At 57.7% G+C, this 19959-nt stretch carries 20 protein-coding genes and 1 pseudogene; 8 read left to right on the top strand and 13 right to left on the bottom strand.

Features of this window, described 5'->3' with window-relative positions:
- Positions 1 to 40 precede the first annotated feature (40 nt).
- Complete coding sequence (locus AC5P7F_RS12585; RefSeq protein ID WP_005420848.1) at positions 41 to 1312, top strand: DUF2254 domain-containing protein; 1272 nt, start codon at positions 41 to 43, stop codon at positions 1310 to 1312.
- A 72-nt stretch (positions 1313 to 1384) separates the two neighbouring features.
- Here AC5P7F_RS12585 and AC5P7F_RS12590 read toward each other — a convergent pair whose 3' ends face one another.
- Genes AC5P7F_RS12590 through AC5P7F_RS12610 form a run of 5 tightly spaced genes read right to left on the bottom strand, consistent with a single transcriptional unit; the run spans position 1385 to position 4333 of the window.
- Positions 1385 to 2146 carry a sulfite exporter TauE/SafE family protein gene (locus AC5P7F_RS12590; RefSeq protein ID WP_081280900.1) on the bottom strand — a complete coding sequence of 254 codons (762 nt, stop codon included), beginning with the start codon at positions 2144 to 2146 and terminating at the stop codon, positions 1385 to 1387.
- An 18-nt stretch (positions 2147 to 2164) separates the two neighbouring features.
- Positions 2165 to 2602 carry a protein tyrosine phosphatase family protein gene (locus AC5P7F_RS12595; protein WP_065178729.1) on the bottom strand — a complete coding sequence of 146 codons (438 nt, stop codon included), beginning with the start codon at positions 2600 to 2602 and terminating at the stop codon, positions 2165 to 2167.
- A complete protein-coding gene (locus AC5P7F_RS12600) occupies positions 2599 to 3030 on the bottom strand; it encodes a DUF6691 family protein (RefSeq protein WP_228354995.1) in 432 nt (143 codons plus the stop codon). The genes AC5P7F_RS12595 and AC5P7F_RS12600 overlap by 4 nt, the downstream gene beginning before the upstream one ends.
- Positions 3027 to 3467: a YeeE/YedE family protein gene (locus tag AC5P7F_RS12605; RefSeq protein ID WP_100441042.1), complete on the bottom strand. Its 441-nt coding sequence runs from the start codon at positions 3465 to 3467 to the stop codon at positions 3027 to 3029. Before AC5P7F_RS12605 ends, AC5P7F_RS12600 begins: the two co-directional genes overlap by 4 nt.
- The gene (locus AC5P7F_RS12610; protein ID WP_228355387.1) at positions 3464 to 4333 is read right to left on the bottom strand and encodes an MBL fold metallo-hydrolase; all 870 of its coding nucleotides are present in this window, start codon (positions 4331 to 4333) and stop codon (positions 3464 to 3466) included. Before AC5P7F_RS12610 ends, AC5P7F_RS12605 begins: the two co-directional genes overlap by 4 nt.
- Positions 4334 to 4575: 242 nt before the next feature.
- Between AC5P7F_RS12610 and AC5P7F_RS12615 the strand changes: the two genes are divergently transcribed.
- Together AC5P7F_RS12615 and AC5P7F_RS12620 are read left to right on the top strand one after the other, a co-directional pair.
- Positions 4576 to 4869 (top strand): ArsR/SmtB family transcription factor, encoded by a 294-nt coding sequence (locus tag AC5P7F_RS12615; protein ID WP_021202108.1) that lies wholly within the window; start codon positions 4576 to 4578, stop codon positions 4867 to 4869.
- A 1154-nt stretch (positions 4870 to 6023) separates the two neighbouring features.
- Positions 6024 to 6335 (top strand): annotated as a pseudogene (locus AC5P7F_RS12620) (IS3 family transposase); the annotation flags it as partial.
- Between the two features lie 64 nt (positions 6336 to 6399).
- Here the strand turns inward: AC5P7F_RS12620 and AC5P7F_RS12625 are convergent.
- From AC5P7F_RS12625 to AC5P7F_RS12640, 4 genes are all read right to left on the bottom strand, one after another.
- Positions 6400 to 7701 carry a TniQ family protein gene (locus AC5P7F_RS12625; RefSeq protein ID WP_478414420.1) on the bottom strand — a complete coding sequence of 434 codons (1302 nt, stop codon included), beginning with the start codon at positions 7699 to 7701 and terminating at the stop codon, positions 6400 to 6402.
- Between the two features lie 7 nt (positions 7702 to 7708).
- A complete protein-coding gene (locus AC5P7F_RS12630; protein WP_228354996.1) occupies positions 7709 to 8731 on the bottom strand; it encodes a P-loop NTPase family protein in 1023 nt (340 codons plus the stop codon).
- Between the two features lie 55 nt (positions 8732 to 8786).
- Positions 8787 to 11180 (bottom strand): TnsB C-terminal domain-containing protein, encoded by a 2394-nt coding sequence (locus tag AC5P7F_RS12635; protein ID WP_481462444.1) that lies wholly within the window; start codon positions 11178 to 11180, stop codon positions 8787 to 8789.
- A gap of 209 nt (positions 11181 to 11389) precedes the next feature.
- A complete protein-coding gene (locus AC5P7F_RS12640; RefSeq protein WP_171956733.1) occupies positions 11390 to 11698 on the bottom strand; it encodes a hypothetical protein in 309 nt (102 codons plus the stop codon).
- A 264-nt stretch (positions 11699 to 11962) separates the two neighbouring features.
- Between AC5P7F_RS12640 and AC5P7F_RS12645 the strand changes: the two genes are divergently transcribed.
- Entirely contained in the window at positions 11963 to 12358 is a 396-nt protein-coding gene (locus AC5P7F_RS12645) for an antitoxin Xre-like helix-turn-helix domain-containing protein (RefSeq protein WP_481462445.1), read from the top strand.
- An 897-nt stretch (positions 12359 to 13255) separates the two neighbouring features.
- On the opposite strand, the gene AC5P7F_RS12650 is transcribed toward AC5P7F_RS12645, so the two are convergent.
- Positions 13256 to 13726 carry an NIF family HAD-type phosphatase gene (locus AC5P7F_RS12650; RefSeq protein ID WP_171956731.1) on the bottom strand — a complete coding sequence of 157 codons (471 nt, stop codon included), beginning with the start codon at positions 13724 to 13726 and terminating at the stop codon, positions 13256 to 13258.
- Between the two features lie 523 nt (positions 13727 to 14249).
- Here AC5P7F_RS12650 and AC5P7F_RS12655 point away from each other — a divergent pair.
- Positions 14250 to 14534, top strand: coding sequence for a helix-turn-helix domain-containing protein (locus tag AC5P7F_RS12655; RefSeq protein ID WP_171956730.1), 285 nt, complete (start codon positions 14250 to 14252; stop codon positions 14532 to 14534).
- A 527-nt stretch (positions 14535 to 15061) separates the two neighbouring features.
- On the opposite strand, the gene AC5P7F_RS12660 is transcribed toward AC5P7F_RS12655, so the two are convergent.
- From AC5P7F_RS12660 to AC5P7F_RS12670, 3 genes are all read right to left on the bottom strand, one after another.
- Complete coding sequence (locus AC5P7F_RS12660; RefSeq protein WP_228354999.1) at positions 15062 to 16324, bottom strand: hypothetical protein; 1263 nt, start codon at positions 16322 to 16324, stop codon at positions 15062 to 15064.
- Positions 16325 to 16654: 330 nt separating this feature from the next.
- Positions 16655 to 17266: an SLATT domain-containing protein gene (locus AC5P7F_RS12665; RefSeq protein WP_228355000.1), complete on the bottom strand. Its 612-nt coding sequence runs from the start codon at positions 17264 to 17266 to the stop codon at positions 16655 to 16657.
- A gap of 111 nt (positions 17267 to 17377) precedes the next feature.
- Complete coding sequence (locus tag AC5P7F_RS12670; protein ID WP_478456246.1) at positions 17378 to 17716, bottom strand: helix-turn-helix domain-containing protein; 339 nt, start codon at positions 17714 to 17716, stop codon at positions 17378 to 17380.
- 44 nt (positions 17717 to 17760) lie between these two features.
- Between AC5P7F_RS12670 and AC5P7F_RS12675 the strand changes: the two genes are divergently transcribed.
- The 3 genes from AC5P7F_RS12675 to AC5P7F_RS12685 all read left to right on the top strand — a co-directional run bounded on the left by AC5P7F_RS12675 (position 17761) and on the right by AC5P7F_RS12685 (position 19952).
- Complete coding sequence (locus AC5P7F_RS12675) at positions 17761 to 18048, top strand: DUF4031 domain-containing protein (protein WP_228355002.1); 288 nt, start codon at positions 17761 to 17763, stop codon at positions 18046 to 18048.
- 27 nt (positions 18049 to 18075) lie between these two features.
- Positions 18076 to 19284 (top strand): nucleoside triphosphate pyrophosphohydrolase family protein, encoded by a 1209-nt coding sequence (locus AC5P7F_RS12680; protein ID WP_228355003.1) that lies wholly within the window; start codon positions 18076 to 18078, stop codon positions 19282 to 19284.
- A gap of 155 nt (positions 19285 to 19439) precedes the next feature.
- A complete protein-coding gene (locus AC5P7F_RS12685) occupies positions 19440 to 19952 on the top strand; it encodes a uracil-DNA glycosylase (protein ID WP_216655222.1) in 513 nt (170 codons plus the stop codon).
- The last annotated feature ends 7 nt before the right edge of the window (positions 19953 to 19959 follow it).

Below are 19959 nucleotides of genomic sequence, written 5' to 3' on the forward strand. Positions count from 1 at the left end.
GGCCGTGCTATTGATGGTCGAACTTCCCAGGAAGTAGCCCATGCTCACCAGATTGAGGCTTGCAGCCAGCAAAGTTACAAAGCGGATGTGGTTCCGCTCGACCCTGTATGGCGCCCTAGGCATCATCACGGCGTTGGCGGGCGCGTTCCTGAAGTTCCTCATTCCAGTCGGCCTTGCCGCACGGATCGGCGCAGATTCCGTCGGCAACATTCTTGGCATTCTTGCCGCGTCGATGCTGACGGTAACCACCTTCTCGCTGTCCACCATGGTCTCGGCATACGGGTCCGCGTCCAACAGCGCCACCCCGCGCGCGGCCCGCCTGCTGATCGAAGACACCCGGGCCCAAGGTGCGCTGGCCACCTTCATTGGTGCCTTCCTGTTCTCGATCGTGGGCCTCATCGCGCTCAGCACCGGCATCTACGGAGATAGCGGCCGGCTTGTACTGTTCGGGGCAACCATCGCGGTCATCATCGTCATCACAGTGACGTTGCTCCGGGCTATCGAGCAGTTCTCACGCTTTGGCCGCGTCGGCGAAACCATCGATCTGGTGGAGCGGGCGACCCAAGTGGCAATGAAGCGCCGCGCCGAGGAGCCTTCGCTCGGCGGAGCCAGTGCGGTTCGGGTAGGAGAGGGGGCGGTGCAGCTGGTCGGCGATCAGGTGGCCTACGTTGAACACGTGGATGTCGGGCGGATCAACGCCATTGCGCAGGAACATGATCTACGCGTTCATCTGCTCTGCCAGCCGGGTACGTTCGCAACCCCAACCCGTCCGTTGATAGCCATCGAGGGAAATCTACTTCCTGAAGTACAGAGTGAAGTGATCTCAGCCATTTCCTTTAGCGACGCGCGCTCCATCGAAAATGACCCACGGTTCGGGCTGGTCGTGCTTGCGGAAATTGCGCAGCGAGCCATGTCACCTGCGGTGAACGACCCTGGGACCTGCATCGACGTCATCGGGACATGTGTCAGGCTGCTCTGTGCATGGTCCAGCCACGCAGGGGACGCTGCGACAGGCGAGGTGCTGTATCCGCGCGTGCACGTGCAGTGTCTCGACGTACGCGACATGTTTGAGGACGCGTTCACTCCGATTGCCAGGGATGCCGCCGCGTCCCTGGAGGTCAGTATCCGGCTGCAGAAGGCCTTCGCAGCGTTGGCAGGGTCCTCGAATGAAGCGACAAGAGTCGCATCACAGGCGCATGCCCGCATCGCGTTGGAGCGCGGCCTATTGGCCATGGATTTCGAAGCTGATCGCGAGGCGCTTCGAGCCGTCGCATCTTATTTGACTCTGGAAGATGTGGACCACCGTTCGTAGTATCTTCCTATCAAAGCCTTTGAAGCGCTGCGCTGGCTATCAGTGCTCGGCTGTGGTCTGGAGCACATCCGGTCAGCTCACCTTCCACAGCACGTATGCGGCAGTAATGAAGATCAGTACTGCAAATACCGTGTTCAGAGCTCCACGATAGTTGGCCAGCTTCGTCGAAGTTGCTGCACCTGCAATACCGCCAGCCACGCCGGCAACGACGAAAACTGCCGCGAGCTTCCAGTTGACCAGACCTGTACGCGCGTAGTTCAGTGCGGTGGTCATGCCAAATGCGGCGACGGCGACGAGCGAGCTTCCGACTGCGGCGATCATCGGCATGCCCGTCGCGGCCACCAGTGCGGGCACGATGAGAAAGCCTCCGCCAATGCCAAAGAAGCCAGAAAGCCCGCCGGCGGTGGCGCCCAGCCCAATCAGCGCGGGCGCGTTGCCTCTGCCGAGCCGAGCGTCCGTGAGTCCAGGCGTGTTGCGCCTGCGAAGCATGGCGATGCCGACAACGATCATAGCCACAGCAAACAGCGCCAACAGGCTCCTGCCGTCGAAAGCCTTGCCCAAGCTGGAACCCAGGTATGCGCCCGCGATCCCCGCCAGAGCGAAGACCGAGGCACAAGGCCAGCGAACGTTCCCTCTACGGGCATGTATCACCAGATTCGACACCGCATTGACCGCTACTGCCAGGGCGCTGGTGCCGATAGCCACATGCGGATCTCCCACTCCGACCACGTAGAGCATCAGTGGTACCGCCAGGATGGATCCGCCCCCACCGACCACGCCCAGGACGAAACCGACCAGGACGCCAGACAGGCCGCCCAGAACCAACTGCAGCAGAGATAGCGCTTCCATATGTCAGTCGCCGGACGCCGGGCCTTGCTGCAGCCGTGTTGCGATGGAAGAAAGGTCATAGCCTGCATCCGAAGCAACAGACAGGACGTGGTCAAACGCCGCTCCATTGTGAACGACTTCCGACAGCGCCCAAAGCATCGCAGCACGGGTGCCGGTTCTGCAGTACGCGGCAACAGGGCTTGGCAGCGCTTCGATCAACTTGGCAAAGGTATGCACCTGATCATCGGTAATGACGCCAGGCAGCGCAGGAAGATAGGCAAACTGCATGCCCGCCTGGTGGCAGGCGGCCTGCAGCGCATGGTGACTGGGCTGCTCCGGCTGTTCATCGTCGGGGCGGTTGCAGATCACGCTCGCAAAGCCCTGCTCCTTCAGGGCTTCAATGTCCTTTGGCAGGAGCTGGCCGGACACCTTGAGGCTAGCGGAGAGTGGCTTGAGGTTCATGGTTTTCCCGTAGTTGCAGTGGGGCGGTGAATGAGGCCATGCAGGAGCACGCCAGCGATCATTGCCGTGGCGAAGATGATCGCGAAGGGCTGGCCGGTTCCCAGCAACGCGATGGCTGGGCCGGGACATAGTCCGGCCAGACCCCAACCCAGGCCGAATATCGCCGCACCGATCACCAGGCGCCGATCGATGATGCGATGGGTGGGAATGTGCAGCGATACGGCAAGCAGCGGCGTTCTGCGGGCGCGTATCCACAGGTAGGCTGCGCCGGAAGGGATCAGTGCGCCCAGCATGACCAGCGCCAGGGAGGGGTCCCAGGCGTCGCTCACATCAAGGAAAGCAAGCACGCGGGCTGGGTTGGCCATACCGGATACGACCAGTCCCAGTCCGAAGAGTGCGCCGCACAGGAACGCGGCGAGACGGATCATGCCGTGCCCCCCGCCACAATCCGTACCAGGGTCGCCGTGGCCATGCCCATGAGCATGAACACGCAGGTAGCCACCACCGACCGCGACGATCCCCTGCCCAGGCCGCAGACACCGTGCCCACTGGTACAGCCAGCGCCAAGGCGAGTTCCGTAACCCACCAGCAGTCCGGCAATCACCAATACCACTGCTCCGTTTGCGGAGAGCGCCGGCAATAGTATGGGCCTGGCCGCCAATGCCAAGCCTGACGCCAGGGCAAGTCCCGCCAGGAATAGGGCTGCACTTCCGCGTCCGCCGTCACCCGGCATGCCCAGTGTCTTGGCAAGTAGACCCGAGATGCCGGCAACGCGGCCGAGAAGGACCAGATAGGCACCGGCCGCTGTTCCAATCATGGCACCGCCAGCGAGTGGCCAGTACCAAGCCAAATGAGAGAGCGTCATAGCAGGTCCACCGGCAGCTTGAGGTAGCGCACGCCGTTGTCCTCGGGTTCCGGCAGATGGCCGGCGCACATGTTGACCTGCACTGAAGGCAGGATCAGTCGCGGCATCGGGAGCGTCGCGTCACGGGCTTCCCGCATTTCCACGAACATGGCTTCGGTCACGCCCTCGTGCACATGCAGGTTGGTTGTCCTTTCGGCACGGATGGTTGTTTCCCATACGAAATGGTTTCGACCGGTGGCCTTGTAGTCATGGCACAAGAAGACGCGGGTGGCGTCGGGCAGGGACAGAAGGCGCTGGATCGAGCGATACAACTGGCGGGCGGAACCACCTGGAAAATCGCAGCGGGCGGTGCCGTAGTCCGGCATGAACAGCGTGTCTCCAGGAAATACGGCGTCGCCGATCACGTACGCCATACAAGCGGGGGTGTGGCCCGGCACGTGCAGCGACATCGCCTGGAGATTACCGATGCGGAAGGAGGCACCATCGGCGAACAGCCGATCAAACTGGCTGCCATCCCGCTTAAATGCAGTGCCGGCATTGAAGACTTTGCCGAAGGTTTCCTGGACAGTGGTGATGCGCTCGCCGATGGCCAGCGTACCTCCCACCTGGCCCTGCAGCCATGGTGCTGCTGAGAGGTGGTCCGCGTGCGCGTGGGTTTCCAGCAACCATTGCACCTGTAGGCGCTCGGCCCGCACGTAGTCCACCAACGCCGATGCGGAGGCAGTGGAGGTGCGGGCTGCGGCCATGTCGAAGTCAAGGACGCTGTCGATGATGGCGCACGCTGAAGAAGATGGATCGCGTACGACGTGACTGGCAGTGAAAGTGGCAGGATCGAAGAAGGTCTTTACATGAGGCGAGGGGAGCAGGCCGGCACGGGCATCGTTGACGACGCGGACAGCCTGCTCCAAGGGGGCGTCTACCGCTACGGATTGGTTCACGACTGGCTCCGGGGGGATTGGTTGCTTAATTCTTACATAGTTACATAAGGTGTGCAACTATAGAAGCATGCTAGACTGGGGCCTTCCCCATGGTGTTTGCATCACCTCAGCCGCCCAAGTTGCCATTGCCTGTGACCAGCCCCCCATTCAGCCCGTCTGACCTAGCCACGATGAAGGAGCGCGTGCCCGAAGTGGCCGAGCTGCTGCGCTTCATGGCCACTCCCTCCCGCCTGTTGCTGCTGTGCCAGCTCGCGCAAGGTGAAATGACGGTGAGCGGACTGGAGGACGCCACCGGCATCCGACAGCCGGCGCTCTCCCAGCAACTGGCCGAACTCCGCCAACGAAAGCTTGTAGCGACCCGACGGGAATCGCGGTCGATCGTCTACCGCATGGCAGACCCGCGCGTTGCAGCACTGCTGGGCGCGATGCATGGGATCTTCTGTGCGGACGATACATCAACTTGAAGTGGCCTAAGGCGTCTAGAAGGGACGGGCTAGACTCACTGACCTAGGGGAATTTAGGCCATCGGCGTAGTCTGCCCCAAAACCAATTGACCGCAGCAGGCTCGAGGTCTGCTGCGGCCTAGGGATGTTTATCAGGGATGGGGTGGATGTCTGCTTATGGCCGGCAGCGGACATGATTGGGGGATGGGGTAAGGACTGGATATCTAGAGTGTGCGCAGGTCTGTACTACGTCGAGTAGAATCCACGCGAAGATCACTCAACGGCTTGCATGGTCTTGAATCAACCCTACGGACGGCCACGGCCCCACGTTCCCGCCGATGTAGAGCGACAGGTAAAGGTAGAGGCAGGGCACCGTTGTGGGGTAACCCACTGTCAGGACCCCTTTATTGAACTACATCACATTGATGGCAATCGTGAAAACAACGACCCTGCCAATCTAATTCCGCTGTGTGGGACCCATCATGCACGAGCCCATCAAACGAGCGGCCAAACGAGAATCAGCCCGGAAGACCTCAGGCATTACAAGAAGCGTCTAGTCGCTGCCCCGAGCCAATTCCCAACGCAAGCGTTCCTCCCGGCTGAAGAGGCACGCCGAGTTGCGGCGTTCGTCTCAACGATAAGCGAGACTCTCTCTTGGCATGACGGGGAGTCCATCCAGTTCATTGACGATCAGTTCGGCTACTGGTTTCCTGTCCAGGTTTACAAAAAGCTTCGCGCACTGCTTGAGGACCGGCGGTCCTACGAAGTTGATATGAGGTCGTTCGATCCCGAAGCGATGGCGCATCAAGACGCCATCATGCGAGCCCTAGAAGTGATGCTCAACGAAGTATCTGGCTATGACTATGTGCGAGTCGGATACACCCTTAGCTACAGACCGGGCGAGAAGGGTAGCCCAGGATATGATCAGCGAGTTGAACAGCAGATCGCGCGCTTTAACGCGCTCGCGAGGGAGTTGGTCGGAAGGTTGCATTCGCTTAATGAATATTCGAGCCGGCGTCCCGTCGGCCTCGCCAGCGGATTCTGGGGAGATTCTGGCTCACTCTAGATGCAACCTTAAGCAGGCATTGCCAGGCAAAGCGACGGGCCTACGGATGTCAATGCGCGTCTAGTTTCGGCTTTCGGATAGCGATGGTCCGACATCGTCCCAATGCGTTGAGGTAATCCTGCATTCGGATCGTGGCAGCCAGTTCCGCAGCCGCGACTACCAAGGGCATCTGGCGGCTAACGGGCTTATCTGCTCGATGAGCGCTGTGGGTCATTGCGGCGACAACGCGGCCTGCGAAGGCCTCTTTGGGCTACTCAAGCGTGATCGGATCCATCGAACGAACTGCGCCACACTGGATGCAGCACGAGCGGATGTGTTTGACTACATAGAGCGACGCCATAACCCAAGGATGCGGCGAAGGGTCGCCAGGCAGGACCAGAAGGTTGCAGCTCTTTTAGAACCGTCCGTGATACCGGGGTAGAACCCCGCGCAGTTGAACAACCCGCTCGGCTGCGCAGGGAAGTGATGTCTTCTTCTCGCCTTCTTCAGCGGCACGGGACGGGATCGCCGGAAGCTCGGAAGGCCGGAGAGCGCATGGCCTTGGTAATAAGAACTGCGGTCCGGGCGCACTCACTAGCGATCTCTGCCGAAATGGCGAATCTCTTCAGAACTTCACTTGCCACGCCCCGCTCGCGCATGCCGCTCTTAAGCAGCGTCATGGACAGGGCCATAATTCTGCTCGCCATGTTCCGACCCGCAAGAAGGTCCTGGCCAGGCTGCCTCTGAAGATCTAGGTAGACGCTGAATGATGGCGCACGGTGGATAGAACTTTTTCGTTTAGAAACCAACAATAAGCTAAGGAACTGCTGGCTAGGGAACACACGCGTATTGGCCTTGCAGAGCGCGTGGAGCACGACTTCGAATTTCCTCGCCTGAGCCCCCCAGTCCTCTAGATCAAAAGCGATCTCACCGTCCACCTCATGGCCTGGAAACAATGAAGTCGACGAGGCCGGAACTGGTTCGGTCAAAATTCCGATGATGTCAATAGATTTGATGGCGGATAGGTTGAGTAGCGTTCTGAAAGTGGTGGTAGTTCGTCTGAAGCGAATTGCATCCCTCCAGAACCTGTTATGAACGATCTTCAGCCTATCCAATGTCCCATCTTGAAGGAGCCCATCAAAGAAACGTTGATAGTTCTCCGCAGGAATAACCACATCAGGGTTGGTTGCGGTCCAGCGTACGACGTCCTCGATCGAGGCGTTGGCCCAGGACTGAAGTGCGCTCGGCCTCTCGTGCGTGGCTGCGCGCGCTAGGCTGCAACCGCAATAGGCGCACGTTGCCGCGTTGCCCCTTCGCAACTGCTGACTGTTGCCGCATTCTTGGCAGCGATCAATGATTCTGACTGAGTGCAAGGAGCAATGCGAGTAGTGAAGGAAGTTCCAGATGAGCCTCTCACTTAGACCGTCACTCTCGCCAGCCTCCAGCAGGCACTCTGGACACCAGCGGCGATTGATGCCAGCAAGGCCGCCATCCCGCATCTGCAGGACATTAATGAAAGGCGAGAGCGTGCAGCCGACCAGCCGTTGGTTAGTCAGCTGCTCTAGCGCGCGCGCGCGGTTAAGGCTCACCTGCCCTGGTCCAACGAAGCTATTTCGCTCACTCAGTCCATTTCTTGGCTGACCCGCAACTTTGTCAAGCACTCCTGCGAGGTGTGTCTTTGTAAACCCGGTCGTTTCGCACATCCTCTGGAAGTACCCTCCAAGTGACTCAGTCTGGGCGGTGCCTCCATCGATCGGTGCAATTGGCGGCAGTGCTGTCCACCGATACCGCATGTGTGCCGTAGTCATTTTCGCTCTACTCCCCCGTACCCATGCGCTTCAGGAAGTCAGCAATTCTCTTCTCACCATTCAAGGGCCTCTGATCCGCAAGCTTGTTGAAGGCCAGCACGCTGCTCCACACGGTTCCAAGCTCCTTCTCGCTTGAGGAGCTGGCGTGCAAGTGCGCTTCAGTGATGCTGTTCGCTCCCTCATTCCTTCGGCGGAGCTCAGCCCTATGGACGACGTCGATAGTGGGACCGAACACGCCAGCACCATTGGCGTACATCAAATCAGTATTCTTAACGAGGAGCTTGGGATCGGACAGGTTGAAGCTCTGCCCGATACCTTTCAGCACTGCAACGAAATCCCGCTCGTCTTGGGAATTCTTCAGGTTATACGGCCGGATGTAGACGAAGCGGGATCGATTCCAGACGTCGGGGTGTCCCGCCCACAAACTCTCCGCAGTGTGGGTAGCCAGCATCACTATTACGCAGCCGATCTCTTCAATCAGTCGCACAAGGTTCGACATGTACCCATAGCTGGTTTGATGAAGATGCACCATCGTCAAGGTTGCCGCTTCTTCCAGGAAGATGTACTTAAGTTGACGTTGCTTCGCCACAGATTCGAAGCTGTGCTGCAGTCTAGGCTGCGACTGCGTTGCCCTCACTCTCTTCCACAGCTGATTGTTTACCTCTGCCTCCGCCTGGACATGGTGCGCATCAGTACTGACCGATCGGTCCTTGTTCTCCAGCCAGCCGAAGTCGGGTTCCACCACGGCGTGATGGAGGCGCAGCGTGAGATCCTTGGAGTTGAACTTTCCCCGATCATTGGCCATTGCACGCACCGATATCAAAGGAAGCGTGCCAGCTGGCCAGAGGCTCTGCTTCCCGGCAAGGGCGGGAAGAATAGCTTGTCTGATCTCACTCTTGCCCGAGCCAGAAGGAGCCAATGCCCAGACGAACGTACCTGGGCGCGCACCTTGGATGGCGTTCAAGAGCTCGGAGTAGGCCGTCCTCATGCGGCTATGATTCACAAAAGGAATTCCAGAGTTGCTGTCCATTATCGGTTCCTGTGAATTTGAATGACTGGCGCGGGCTTGCCCCCAATTGCACAAGTTACGGCGACTCAATGTCGTCAAAGTCATCCATGGCTCGCTTCTTGATTTCGCGCAGAGCAATCTCGTCAAGAGCGTCATTTGATTGCGAAGGGAGGCTACTGAAGTCCGCCTCAGTCAGTACGGGAAGAGCGGTAGTGACGGGATTTGCATTTGCGGCCGCCGTACGAATGGCCTGAGCGTGCCTCGCAATCTGCCTCGCTTCGCGGAGCGATGGCGCGTAGAGCTGGTCATACATACCCCTGAACGACCGCTCAATCAGGGGGGTGTTAGCTAGAGGACCGATCAAGTTGCAGAACGCCTTGAATAGTCCGCGATTAGTTCTAACCCAGATGAAGCTCGGGTCTTCCGGGTCAGTTCGTAGCTGGACAACATCGAATGACGCGTCGAGCTCCCTCAGTTCGTTGGAGTGAAAGTACCGACCATTCACCTCAAACCCCCGTCCATGTACATACTTGTTGTTGCTGTGCGGGATCGCGGTTCTGAAGAGGAACTCTTCGTCAACCACTGCGTACAGGCCGGCACTAGGAAAGAGAAGATCTGCGTGGGCTGCACGTTCCGCTGGACTTGCGAAGCCTTGTACAGGAACGGCTGGGAAGTGCTCATAGAGCGTTTCCTTGGCCACCGTATGAACGGTTTCAAAGCGGTGCTTTGCAGTGCTGTAACTCTTGAACTTCCCATCCACGCCCCGGCCCGCCTTGTCGGGATCGGTGCTACCGTCAAGCTCATGGCTGACCTGGGAATTGAACCTTGCAAAGTATCGTTCTACGTTCGAGTTGAACCTCGAACCTGCTGTTGGGCAGATATGGATTGAGAATTGATATCGCAAAGCCAGAGCTTTGAGGAAGTGTGACTGATTCTCCGTTCCGCGATCGACAAAGATGCTGTTGAACAGTCGTCCATGTCTGCGGACGTAGTTCCGTATCAGGATGGCCAAACCATCGCGCCGCGCTGGCCCGAAGACAACTGAATGCGCCATCGGCAAATCAGTCGCCTCATCTGTTCCTAGATAAATCAGGGGGCACTCTGCGCTTTCACCCATTCCATCGTCACGCACCACCCTGACGTCAACTTTGGTACTGTCCACGTGAAGGACTGCATGTTTGGCTAAGGCTGTACCCGACCGATCGCGCGCGTCCGAGCGCGTCCGTTGCCTTTGGTAGCCGCGCATTCCCTGCGTTGCAAGGATCTTACGCAGCTCCAGGCGCGGATCAGCGAGCTTGCGTTCGAAGGCCTGGCGGCTCTGTGGCGACTCGCCGTCAGATTCACAGGCCTCCTTGAGCGCAGCGTACGCGTCCTTCTTCTGTGAATACTTGCCTGCGGCGTATGCGCGAATTGTCTCAGCCGTCCTCTTCTCCTGAACGGGGGTAAGCCGGCTCATTCGGTTGCCGCTTGCATGAAACCTGGTGAGGCACTGCTCGAGTTCGTTGTCACCTCTGCTTCGCGCCTCGGCCACCTTCCGCGCTATCTCACGCAGGTGTTTGGGGACGGCTGTACCCTTCGCATGCGCGGATTGAATCAATGCGAGCCGCTTTTCGGCGTTGGTGGCGTCGACTAGCGTCGCCGTTGCGAACGCCGAGTTCAGTTGATTGCGAGATTGCCTAGCAACCTCAAAGAAGTTGCCTCCAATCTCAATAGCCTGAGCCTGACTCAAGGTCAAAAAGAAGTTGCTCGTGTCTGTGAGCGGAACATGCTCAACTGGACCGAAGGCCCAGCGTGTTCCAAGCAGAAGCGCCGCTTGGCTCACGTTGAATCCCTCGATAGTCTCGATCATCCAATCGAGGCTCTTGGGGCCGTCGGCGAGATGCGCATGGATGCGCCTGCCCAAGGCTTGAGCCTCGTTGGCGGGTACCATGCGCACCTCGTTATAGATGACCTGCAGGTTCCGGAGTGGCGTGTCGACGCGGGAGGGACTGAGCCACAGGACGTGCTCCATGCCGCGCTGCCTTGCCCAAGGATCATAGGCAAGGTTCTTAAGATTTCCATCGACATCGACCCATTCACCGGACTTTGCCGTAAGCAAGCTGTCACGAGCGGAGCCGGCCTTGCATTCGACCAGCTCAATGCGACGGGTGCGGACGACCAGAAAATCCAAGGTGCCGCTCCTTACATGATTGCCAAGTCTCACTCCCTTACAGGCGACCTGCGAGAAATAGCCAAGCACATCCGGATCCAGCTCCAGAGTCAGCGCGAACAGATGTTCAACGGTATGACTCTCCAGCGTGATCAGCTGGCCACATTTCACTGAATTGAAGTGGGTCACAACGTTGTTCAGCGCGCCCTTTCCTGGCTTCCGCGCTGGACTCGAGCTAGCCATCTCAAGGATGTGCTGTCGCTGTTCGACAGTTAGGCCCTCCTGCTCCCGCAGACGCTGGGCCAGTTCTTCTTGATTCATGGATCCCTGCCTATCTACGGGGAAGCGGGCAGCCGCGTCCCTCCCGGAATGCCTAGGGGTTGATTCTTATCGGGGTAAGGGGGTAGATTCGGCATAGCGGTACTCATCGCTGCGCCTCAAACAGACCCCGGCCTGCCAGCCGGGGTTTGTCTTTTCTGCCCCAGAGGGTGCCTTAGCTCATCTGGAGGCCTCCATGTGGAAGATCGGGATCATTGAGTGGCCTGCCGATTGGTTACGGGATCCGCGCCGCGTGATGCATTGAACAACCATTGGGCGAGATCCCTGGATCGGATCATGCGCCCCTTCCTGCCGGGAATGGTTGAGGTTGCTATTCCCAGTCGGTTGTCATATGCCGCGCGCCTGGCAGCGCTGACGCTGTTGTAGCCAAGCAGCATCCAGACTTCTGAGAGCCGGACATAAAGCCCGTACTCCTCCGCCACCTGCTCGGCGAGCTGGTCAGGATTCGTTGCGCGAAGTGCGAGCGTTTGCATCGACAAGGGCACCATGTAGGCGAGCATCACTCACTCTCCTTCATATTGCAAACAGAGAGAACATTCTCTTATTTGTGGCGCATAAATTGTCTGATTACGTATCAGATAATCTGATATGCATGCCGCTACAGCGGTTACCATGTCAGAAGATTCAGCACCAAATGCAGTTCGTGGATTGCGATAGGATCGGCATGCTGCCCGCTGTTGAAAGAGATGACGGTGCACCTGTGTGCGTGGGGTTGTGGCATGCCAAGATGTTCCCCTAAGGGAGGTCGATTGGAAGATGAGCACATGATGAGCATCCCTAAAGATCCGCTCAGTCGCGACGAGCTTTCAGGCGCTGCGTTAAGAGCCTTCTTCAACCTCGCTGCGAGCTGGGAACTGTCGGAACTTCAGCAGAGAGCGCTGCTTGGAGGTCCACCTGATGCTTCTTACGAGGCATGGGCGCGAGGGGCTCACGAGCATATCGATGACGACGTATTGATACGGATTAGCTATCTCCTTGGCATCTACAAAGCTCTTCATATCCTTCTGCCTGACCCCGTTCAGGCGGATGGCTGGATAAGGCGACCAAACATGGGGCCCATGTTTGCTGGGAACACCGTGCTGGAGTTTCTTTGCCGCGGAGGCTTGAGCGAACTTCGGGAGGTGCGATCTTACTTGGACGGGCAGGACGCCATCACCTAGACGGGTGAGGCCATTCACCTTGAACCGCGTAACAAGTCGATGAGGTAGCCCGGGTTGATGCAGACCTGGACCTATCAGTCTCTGTCGTATGAGATCACGGGGGTGAATAAGAGCGGCTGTTCTTGCAATGGACCTGGATTCAACTAAGGGGTAACTTCGACACTCGCCCTATGATTGTCCTCGATGTGCGCGTTGCAGGAACTTGGCTGAGCCTGTGTCTCGCCGGTTGGCGACTGCTGCATCGTCACCAGGTGAGCATAGCCATAGATTGCTGGAGGCCTGCAAGCCGACAGACTGTAGGCTTCCGGGTATTCGCTCTCAATTGGTTCCGGACTGCCAGACTCAATTTCAATTGATGGATGTCGGGTAGACGCTAGTGTTGAGTCATCTCGGTAAGGCCCCTATCAGACATGCTCTTCGAACTCGCACTGCACTGCATGCAACACGCGGGCAGGGTCTACACTCAGCATCGCGGCCGGTGCCGCGCCCCAAAGCAACGCGTGCGGCGACAAGAACTACTCGGCCTCGCCCCAGCCGGTACTGCGACGCAGACCATCCGGCTCACGCTGGAAAGGACCAAAGTCCCGCAACACTGCTAGGATCTCGACTAATCGCTCAACGGGCTGGCCATCTGGGCGAAACTGCCAGATCGGGTAGCGGTAGCTGCCGGTGGGGTGCGTGACATACACCCCCAGCAGCTTCCCCTGACGTCGCAACTCGCTTGCACTGTGGCAGCCTCTGCCGAGCTTCAAGTCCAGCCCGGCATTGACCTGTGCTGCACTGAACTACTGTGAGGCGAGACCTTCGCGCCGTGCTGCGGCGGCATCCAGGATTTCTCGTGGAGGCGCGAAGCGAGTCATGCGAGCTTGAGCTGAACCAAAGATGGATCACGCATGGCTACGCGTCTCCGCTCCGGGCTAGGGGGCGCAAGTCAGCGTCCGCATTACGGGTGCGATCAAGTAAACGGTGGAGTACCAGGTTGAGGCCATCATCGTCTGATGAATAGGGAGAACCGAACAATGGGGCCTGGACCCAAAGGTGCTCCTGCCCGGGATGGACATAGGGGCCGTGATCATCGAGTAGTAGTGCCTCGCCCAGATTTGGCGAGGCGAGACGTAGGTCTTTCGTCTTTCCCGACCAACTGATGTAGGGCAGCTCCACGAACCAGGCCGGGGCACTGCCTTCGTGAGCCAACAGCGTGGCGATGCTGCGAAAGCGATCTTCGGGAACTGTTGTAAACATCGTCAGCTGATCAAACAGCGCCTGGATTTCTTCAAGGAACCGGTAGAGTCCGGGCCTGGGAATCTGGCTGATTGCGTTTGAGATGAGCGTTCCCTCTAGGTCAAGTGCCAAGATCGTCGGCTTCATATGCTGCCTCTATCGTTGGTGCGAGCGCCCAACCTTGCTCTCCTGACTCATCGCTGTCTATCGTGTGAGCCTACTGGTACGCACGGGAGTGCGTCTCCCGGCGCGAGAGTGGCGCGCACAGCCAACAGGTGTACCGCAGGAGCCACAAGTTTGCGGGCATCGTTGTTATTCTCATCCAGTCGTCGAGATTGCTAAGTTCCGCCCGCGACCGTGGCACAGTTCCGAGCGGTTCGCGCAACGTAGCTGCAGCCGACTGACGACGATCAGTTGCTCCAGAACGGCAACGCCGAACATCTTCGTTGGTCCGACCGCGGCAATGATATTTACCAGCAATTGAGCGTAGTCTGGTGCCAGTTGTGCGCATGACACCTGCAGGTATGTAGGATCTGTCTGTCCAGGCTTCTATTCTGCGGGAGATTTCGCGTCATTACGATGAGTTATGGAAGTGCCAGAGTTGCGCGCTTTTCCGCGCACAACGGGAGAAGACACCACTAATGAGCACATTTGCGCGCAAATGAGTCACATGCCAATCCAGTCCCCTGAGGAAATTGCCGAGGCCCTAGGAAAGCGGATCAGGGCGCGCCGCCTCCTAGCCAACGTGTCGCAAGCAGCGTTGGCCGACAAAGCAGGGATCTCTCGCAGGGCATTGGTGCAACTGGAGAGCGGGCAAGGATCAACTGTCCACACGCTGATCTCAACCCTTAAAGCATTGGGCTTGGAGCAACAGCTGACTTTTCTCGTCCCTGTGCCGACCGTTAGCCCAATGGCCATGCTCAAGGCTAAACGGTTACGCAGCCGAGCGTCCTAGAGCCAGGAGAGGCGCCTAGTAGCCCCCACGACGCAACCGTAGCCATCTCTTGCCGATTTCTAATCCGGCAGAGGCGCAACCTTCTCGCGAAGTGGTTTTGGGCTTTAGTGCATAGCTACTCGGCAACCTACAGTCGTTGGCGGTAGGGAACCACGTCGACCATTGCGACTTCCCGGTGACAAGAGTTTCCGTCCTGCGTACGCAGCGCTGGTTTGCGTAGATTTCCTACCTCTCTTGGCATGAATCAGCCAAGACGCCTGATTTGTAAATTTTAGCATCGGGGAGGCGCTTCTATTTGATAACTACGCTCCTGGCGTGCACTCCAGCGCTTCTTGGCGACGGTCACCAAGAGTCTGCTGAACGAGCGAATCCTGGTCGACTAGCTACGTAACGGCTGCGGTGCTACGGCGGTGGCGTCCTATTCGCTTCGCGGGAGGCGCTGAAGTCCAAATCGTATCGAGGTGATTCCTGGCGCTCCTGGGATCATCGGTGACGATCTCCATGCGGAAAGACTGAGCGCTGCCTTGTCAGGTTCGGCGTAGCTCATCTGAGCGTGAAGCGTACCAACGGATGCACTGCTCGGCAGCAATTCGTGCGCATGAGACCAAGCCCGAAAGCTGCTCAGGTGGGCACTCCTTCCCAGTGGTACGATAGTTGGCCTTGGCGTGAGCGAGCTGATTCCTAGACGCAGAGAGCACAGCAGCCAGGTCCACGAGCGCCTGTCTGCGCTGCTCCGCAGAACTGCCTGGTTCGATCTTGGAGAAGCTTCGAAGAATCCGTGGTGCATGTGGCTTCATAGGAAGCGGATCACAGCAGCGCTCAATCGACAAACGCAGCGCCTCTGCGTCGCGGGTGAAGATTCGATTCTCCTCGAAGAGAACGAGTAGCCCATCCATGAACTCTGCATTGGGGCTGAGCGCATCTCTGGACAATAGACGCTTACGAAGGTCCTCGTACTGCTTCTCCCTGACTACCGTGGCAGACACGTACTCAATGCACTTTGCGTAGACGAGTAGCGCGGCGTCGTCGACATGCAGGCCGTTTGCGCTATTGAACTCTGAAAGTACTTCTAAGAGGCCTGGCCCGGTAAGTAGTGGCCTCATGCTGGCTGCCCTTTGGACCAAGTCCCCGATCTCCTCGTCTTCGGGGTACTCGATGTCAAAATCGACTGGGCGGGGAGCCTCCGAGAATTCCAAGCCTAGGGTGACGTGCAGCTCAAAAAGATAGGCTTGTACTAGAGCATTGGCATCTTCTTTCGTTGCCCCTTGCGGATGGTGTACTTCGACAAAAACCTCATCCCAGCCCAGCGGTGGATTGTATTTGTCGTAGTAGTGATCCATTACCACAACCGCTGCACCGAAGTGTGTCGACAGCGACAACAGAGCAATTGATGCGGGACGCCCGGCTACCTCGGCGATGGTCCTGCCGGCACTGGATTCCAATGAGCTGATCTTTTCAACGAATCCCTCAGATCGAAGGTCCTGTGACTTCACTCTGACTACTGTTCGAAGACTCGAGTGATAGATGAGACCGTCGCAGGTTGTCGCCGGATCCGTAACCTCAAGCGCAAGGGCCACCAACTCTTCTACCGGCAAGTTAGCTGACTCTTCTGAACTGGGGAAATCCAGCCTGACCATTGTGTCTAAAGAAAGAACAGCGTCCTCGCGTAGATCCAGATCAAGACTGGGATCCAGTTCACTTCCTTCCCAATCGATTCCGAAGGCGCTACCTAATCGAGTGATCGCGTCACGCAAACTGGCTTCAAGCGCTGGGGGATCAAAGGTAATCATTGCGATGCGGTCGCCTGGGCTGGGGGAGATTCGTGGACAGCGCAGCAACACTGGGCGGATCAAGTGGCCGATCGCAAGTTGCTTGTCTGGCCAGCAAGCGCTGTGCTGAGGTCCCTTGGAAGAGTCAGTTTGGAGAAAATTGGAACTGCAATATGCTTAATGGTTTTGGGGCGGCATGCGGCATATGGCACCCAATCTAACTACCCTGTGGACCATCGCTTCGCAACTTTGCAGACTCAGGCTATGAAGAGCAAATGTGTCAGTCTTGAATGCGCGCTCTTGTAGCTCAGTGATAGGCTTCGGCGGCATTTCAGGCCTTTATTTACCTATCTATTCTACCATTCTGATGGCTAGGAAGAGCTTAAAGAAAACGTACCCAACAAAGGTCATCGCTACGAAATAGTGAGAGAAGATGAGCATGGTGACGACCCGAGCCTTGAGCCACCGCACCACATAGGTTAGCCATTCAGACCCGGTGCTCGGCTTCTCCGTCAGCTGCGTGAGCAAGTAGTCAATGGGCTTGTGGTTTCCGTACTTCTCCAAGATATCGTAGTACTCCTCGGTAAGTGCGATGTAGTACTGATCCTTGACAGAGCCGCTGATGCCCGCGAGCTTTCGAGCAAACCGCCCTAGCTCTACCCCATTTCTATGCATTGCCTCTGATCGCGAAATGAAGTTTTCTTGACCAAGAAGCAGGGAGTAGACCAGAACGAGTACTGCAAGCACGGCTTGTGTTGCATTAAGATAAATTGCATCTACGCCAAGCTGGATATTAAATGCTTGCATCATGGGCACAAATACCAGCGCTGCAGAAATCAGCGAGACGGTCCACTGCGAGAACTTGTGGTGTCGCTCAAGTCGTTCGCTTGCTCGATACCTCGACCTGGTGGTGATCCTTGTTCGCCGGATCAGTTCCTCGATGCGATTCTCAACGCCTTCCATGTTCCCCTCCCTGAGTCGCCGTGCGGCGCGTATGCGTATGGGTAGCATACTGGTGCGACGAAGCTTGAGGACTAGACCGCGTCACTCAGCCTAAGGTGCGCAGGTGCCGAGCTAGGTCGTGCTTCGGACCAGCTCCTCGATTGCGCCGATCAGTTTGGCAACCCCGGCTTCGCTGCCCGGAACTCCTGCTATCAACGCATCAACCCTCGCGCCAAGCTCAGTCTTGGGTGACGGCCCCGGAAAAGCTGGCAATCTTAGAAAGATGCAAATTTTTTGAACATTTTTGGATAGCGTGACCATTTTCCCGCGCTCCATTTTGGAGATCTGCCCAGGATCGACGCCGGTCTGCTCTGACACATAAAAAAGCGTCATCCCAGCCCTATGCCGGGCTTCGCGCATGCGCCCCCCTAGCTGCAGGGCATCCTCTCGTGTATGGAATCGCTCGGCCATATGTGCTAAAGTTTTGCATATTATTTGCACATTTGCGAGCCCATATGGCCGTCTACGTAGATTCAGAGGGCATTCGCTGGCGGGGCAAGGAATGGTGCCACCTAGTGGCCGACTCCATCGAAGAACTTCACGACTTTGCGGCACGACTCGGGCTACAGCGCCGATGGTTTCAGAATAAGGGGCGCTATCCCCACTACGATGTGACGATGACGGTCCGCAGTCGCGCCTTGCTTATGGGTGCGGTTGATGCTGACCGAGCCACACTTATCGCCTGCTGTAGGCGCGTGCGAGCCGATATACTTCTGGGGAGAACGCAAGCGTTACTATCCTGATGAACCCTTTCAGCGAAGGACTGCTAGATGACACGCGCGCTACCCCAGCCTCCGCCACTCTCGTTGCCAGAGTATGCTCTTAAGGCTCGAAGAACTAATCGCTTCGAGAACACGCCCGACGAGTTCAACAACCTGCGGTTCGGGTACTTTGGGGAGACGGGAGGACTGCTCGCCTCGGTAAAGAAGTCTGTACGCGATCAGTTGACAGATCCGGAGAGCGCGCTGGCCGCCGAAGAGCTTGGCGACGCACTCTGGTACCTGTTCAGCACGGCGGCCTTTCTTGGCATCTCGCCTAATGAGCTTGGCGAACACTGCATCCGTCGACTGCGCAAACGGTTCGGAGACAACGATCGCCCCGTGTCTGAACCCGTAAGCTTCAGGCAGATTGACGGACTTCTTGATACCCACAAAGAAGGATGGGATCTGGACAGAGTCAGGCAGCTCGGCAAACTTGCTAGTAGCGCCGGGAGCTTGGCCGACACGTCGTTGACTCAACTTCAAGCGCTGAGCCCCCCAGCCCAGCGGGAACACTTTGGCACCCTGTTTGCAGAATGGGTCCTCACCTGTGGATGCTTCGACCTGCGCGTCGAGAGCGTTGCGCGCGACAACCTCTCCAAGATTTCTAGCCGATGGCCGGGTGACGAGAGGATCTATCCAGCCTACTTCGACCCAGACACCAAGTTCGGTGCCCATGAGCAGTTCCCCAGGGTGTTTGAGATCGAGTTTGTCGAACGTGATGGATATGTGGTCCAGATGCTCAACGGCGTATTTATCGGGGATCGCCTCACCGATAACAGCAACGAGGCGGACGATTACCGCTTTCATGATGTTTTTCATCTCGCCTACATTGCCTATCTTGGATGGTCGCCCGTTGTGAGGGGGCTGCTTAAGCGCAAGCGAAAGTCGGACAGGAAGATTGATGAGAACGAAGACGGCGCGCGCGCCATGATCATCGAGGAAGGCATTGCCACCTGGATCTTCAATCACGCCAAACAGTTTGAGCTCTACAATGGCGTGAAGGTCGGCAAACTCGATTACGGGCTTCTGAAGCAGATCCAGAGCATGGTCGATGGCTACGAGGTGGCCCGATGCAAGCTGTGGCAGTGGGAGCTAGCAATCCTGAAGGGATTTGAGGTGTTTCGCCTACTCACAATGCACCGTGGCGGAGTGGTCAAAGTTGACATGGCTAACCACGAACTTTCGTTTCGACCTATTGATCCCCAAGCAACGCAATGACCCCAAACGCCTTCGTTAAAGCACTCTCCGCCCTTAGCCTAGACAACGTTTTCAATCCGTATGCGGACGTTTGCCCTGTGCACGATCGTATGGATGCGGCTGAGTGCAGGAGAAGGAATCTACGCACCTACCTAGCAGCGGTGTCAGAGATTGGCGTGAACACGATCTGGATGGGTAGGGACTTGGGTTATCGAGGCGGTCGCCGAACCGGCCTCGCCCTCACCGATGAGTTCCATCTTCCGGAGCTGGCCAGGCGCTATCCCGGCTCGCATTCGCACCAGGCTACGAAAGGCCCCGCCCTTGCAGAACGTACAGCAGCAGAGATTTGGTCCGCAATCAGAGCAATCGAAACGCCCCCGCTCTTGTGGAACGTATTCCCGCTTCACCCACACGAGCCGGACATCCCCTTCACCAACCGTCGATTCACAGCCCGCGAGCTCTCCCAAGTTGAAGAGTTGAATAGCGTTCTGATCTCTTGGTTGAACATTCGGCACATCGTTGCGATCGGGCAGGACGCTGCGTCGTATGCGCAGCGTTTTGGCGTCAAGGTGATCACCATACGCCATCCTAGCTATGGAGGAGTCCGGGAATTTCGAGAAGGCATGCGTCGCTTCTATGGACTGCCAGCCAACGCCTTGGACCGGGCCTGTCAAGCGACTCTGCTTTGACCCCCAG

The sequence above is a fragment of the Stenotrophomonas sp. YJH_SMC_105-26 genome, assembly GCF_059368915.1.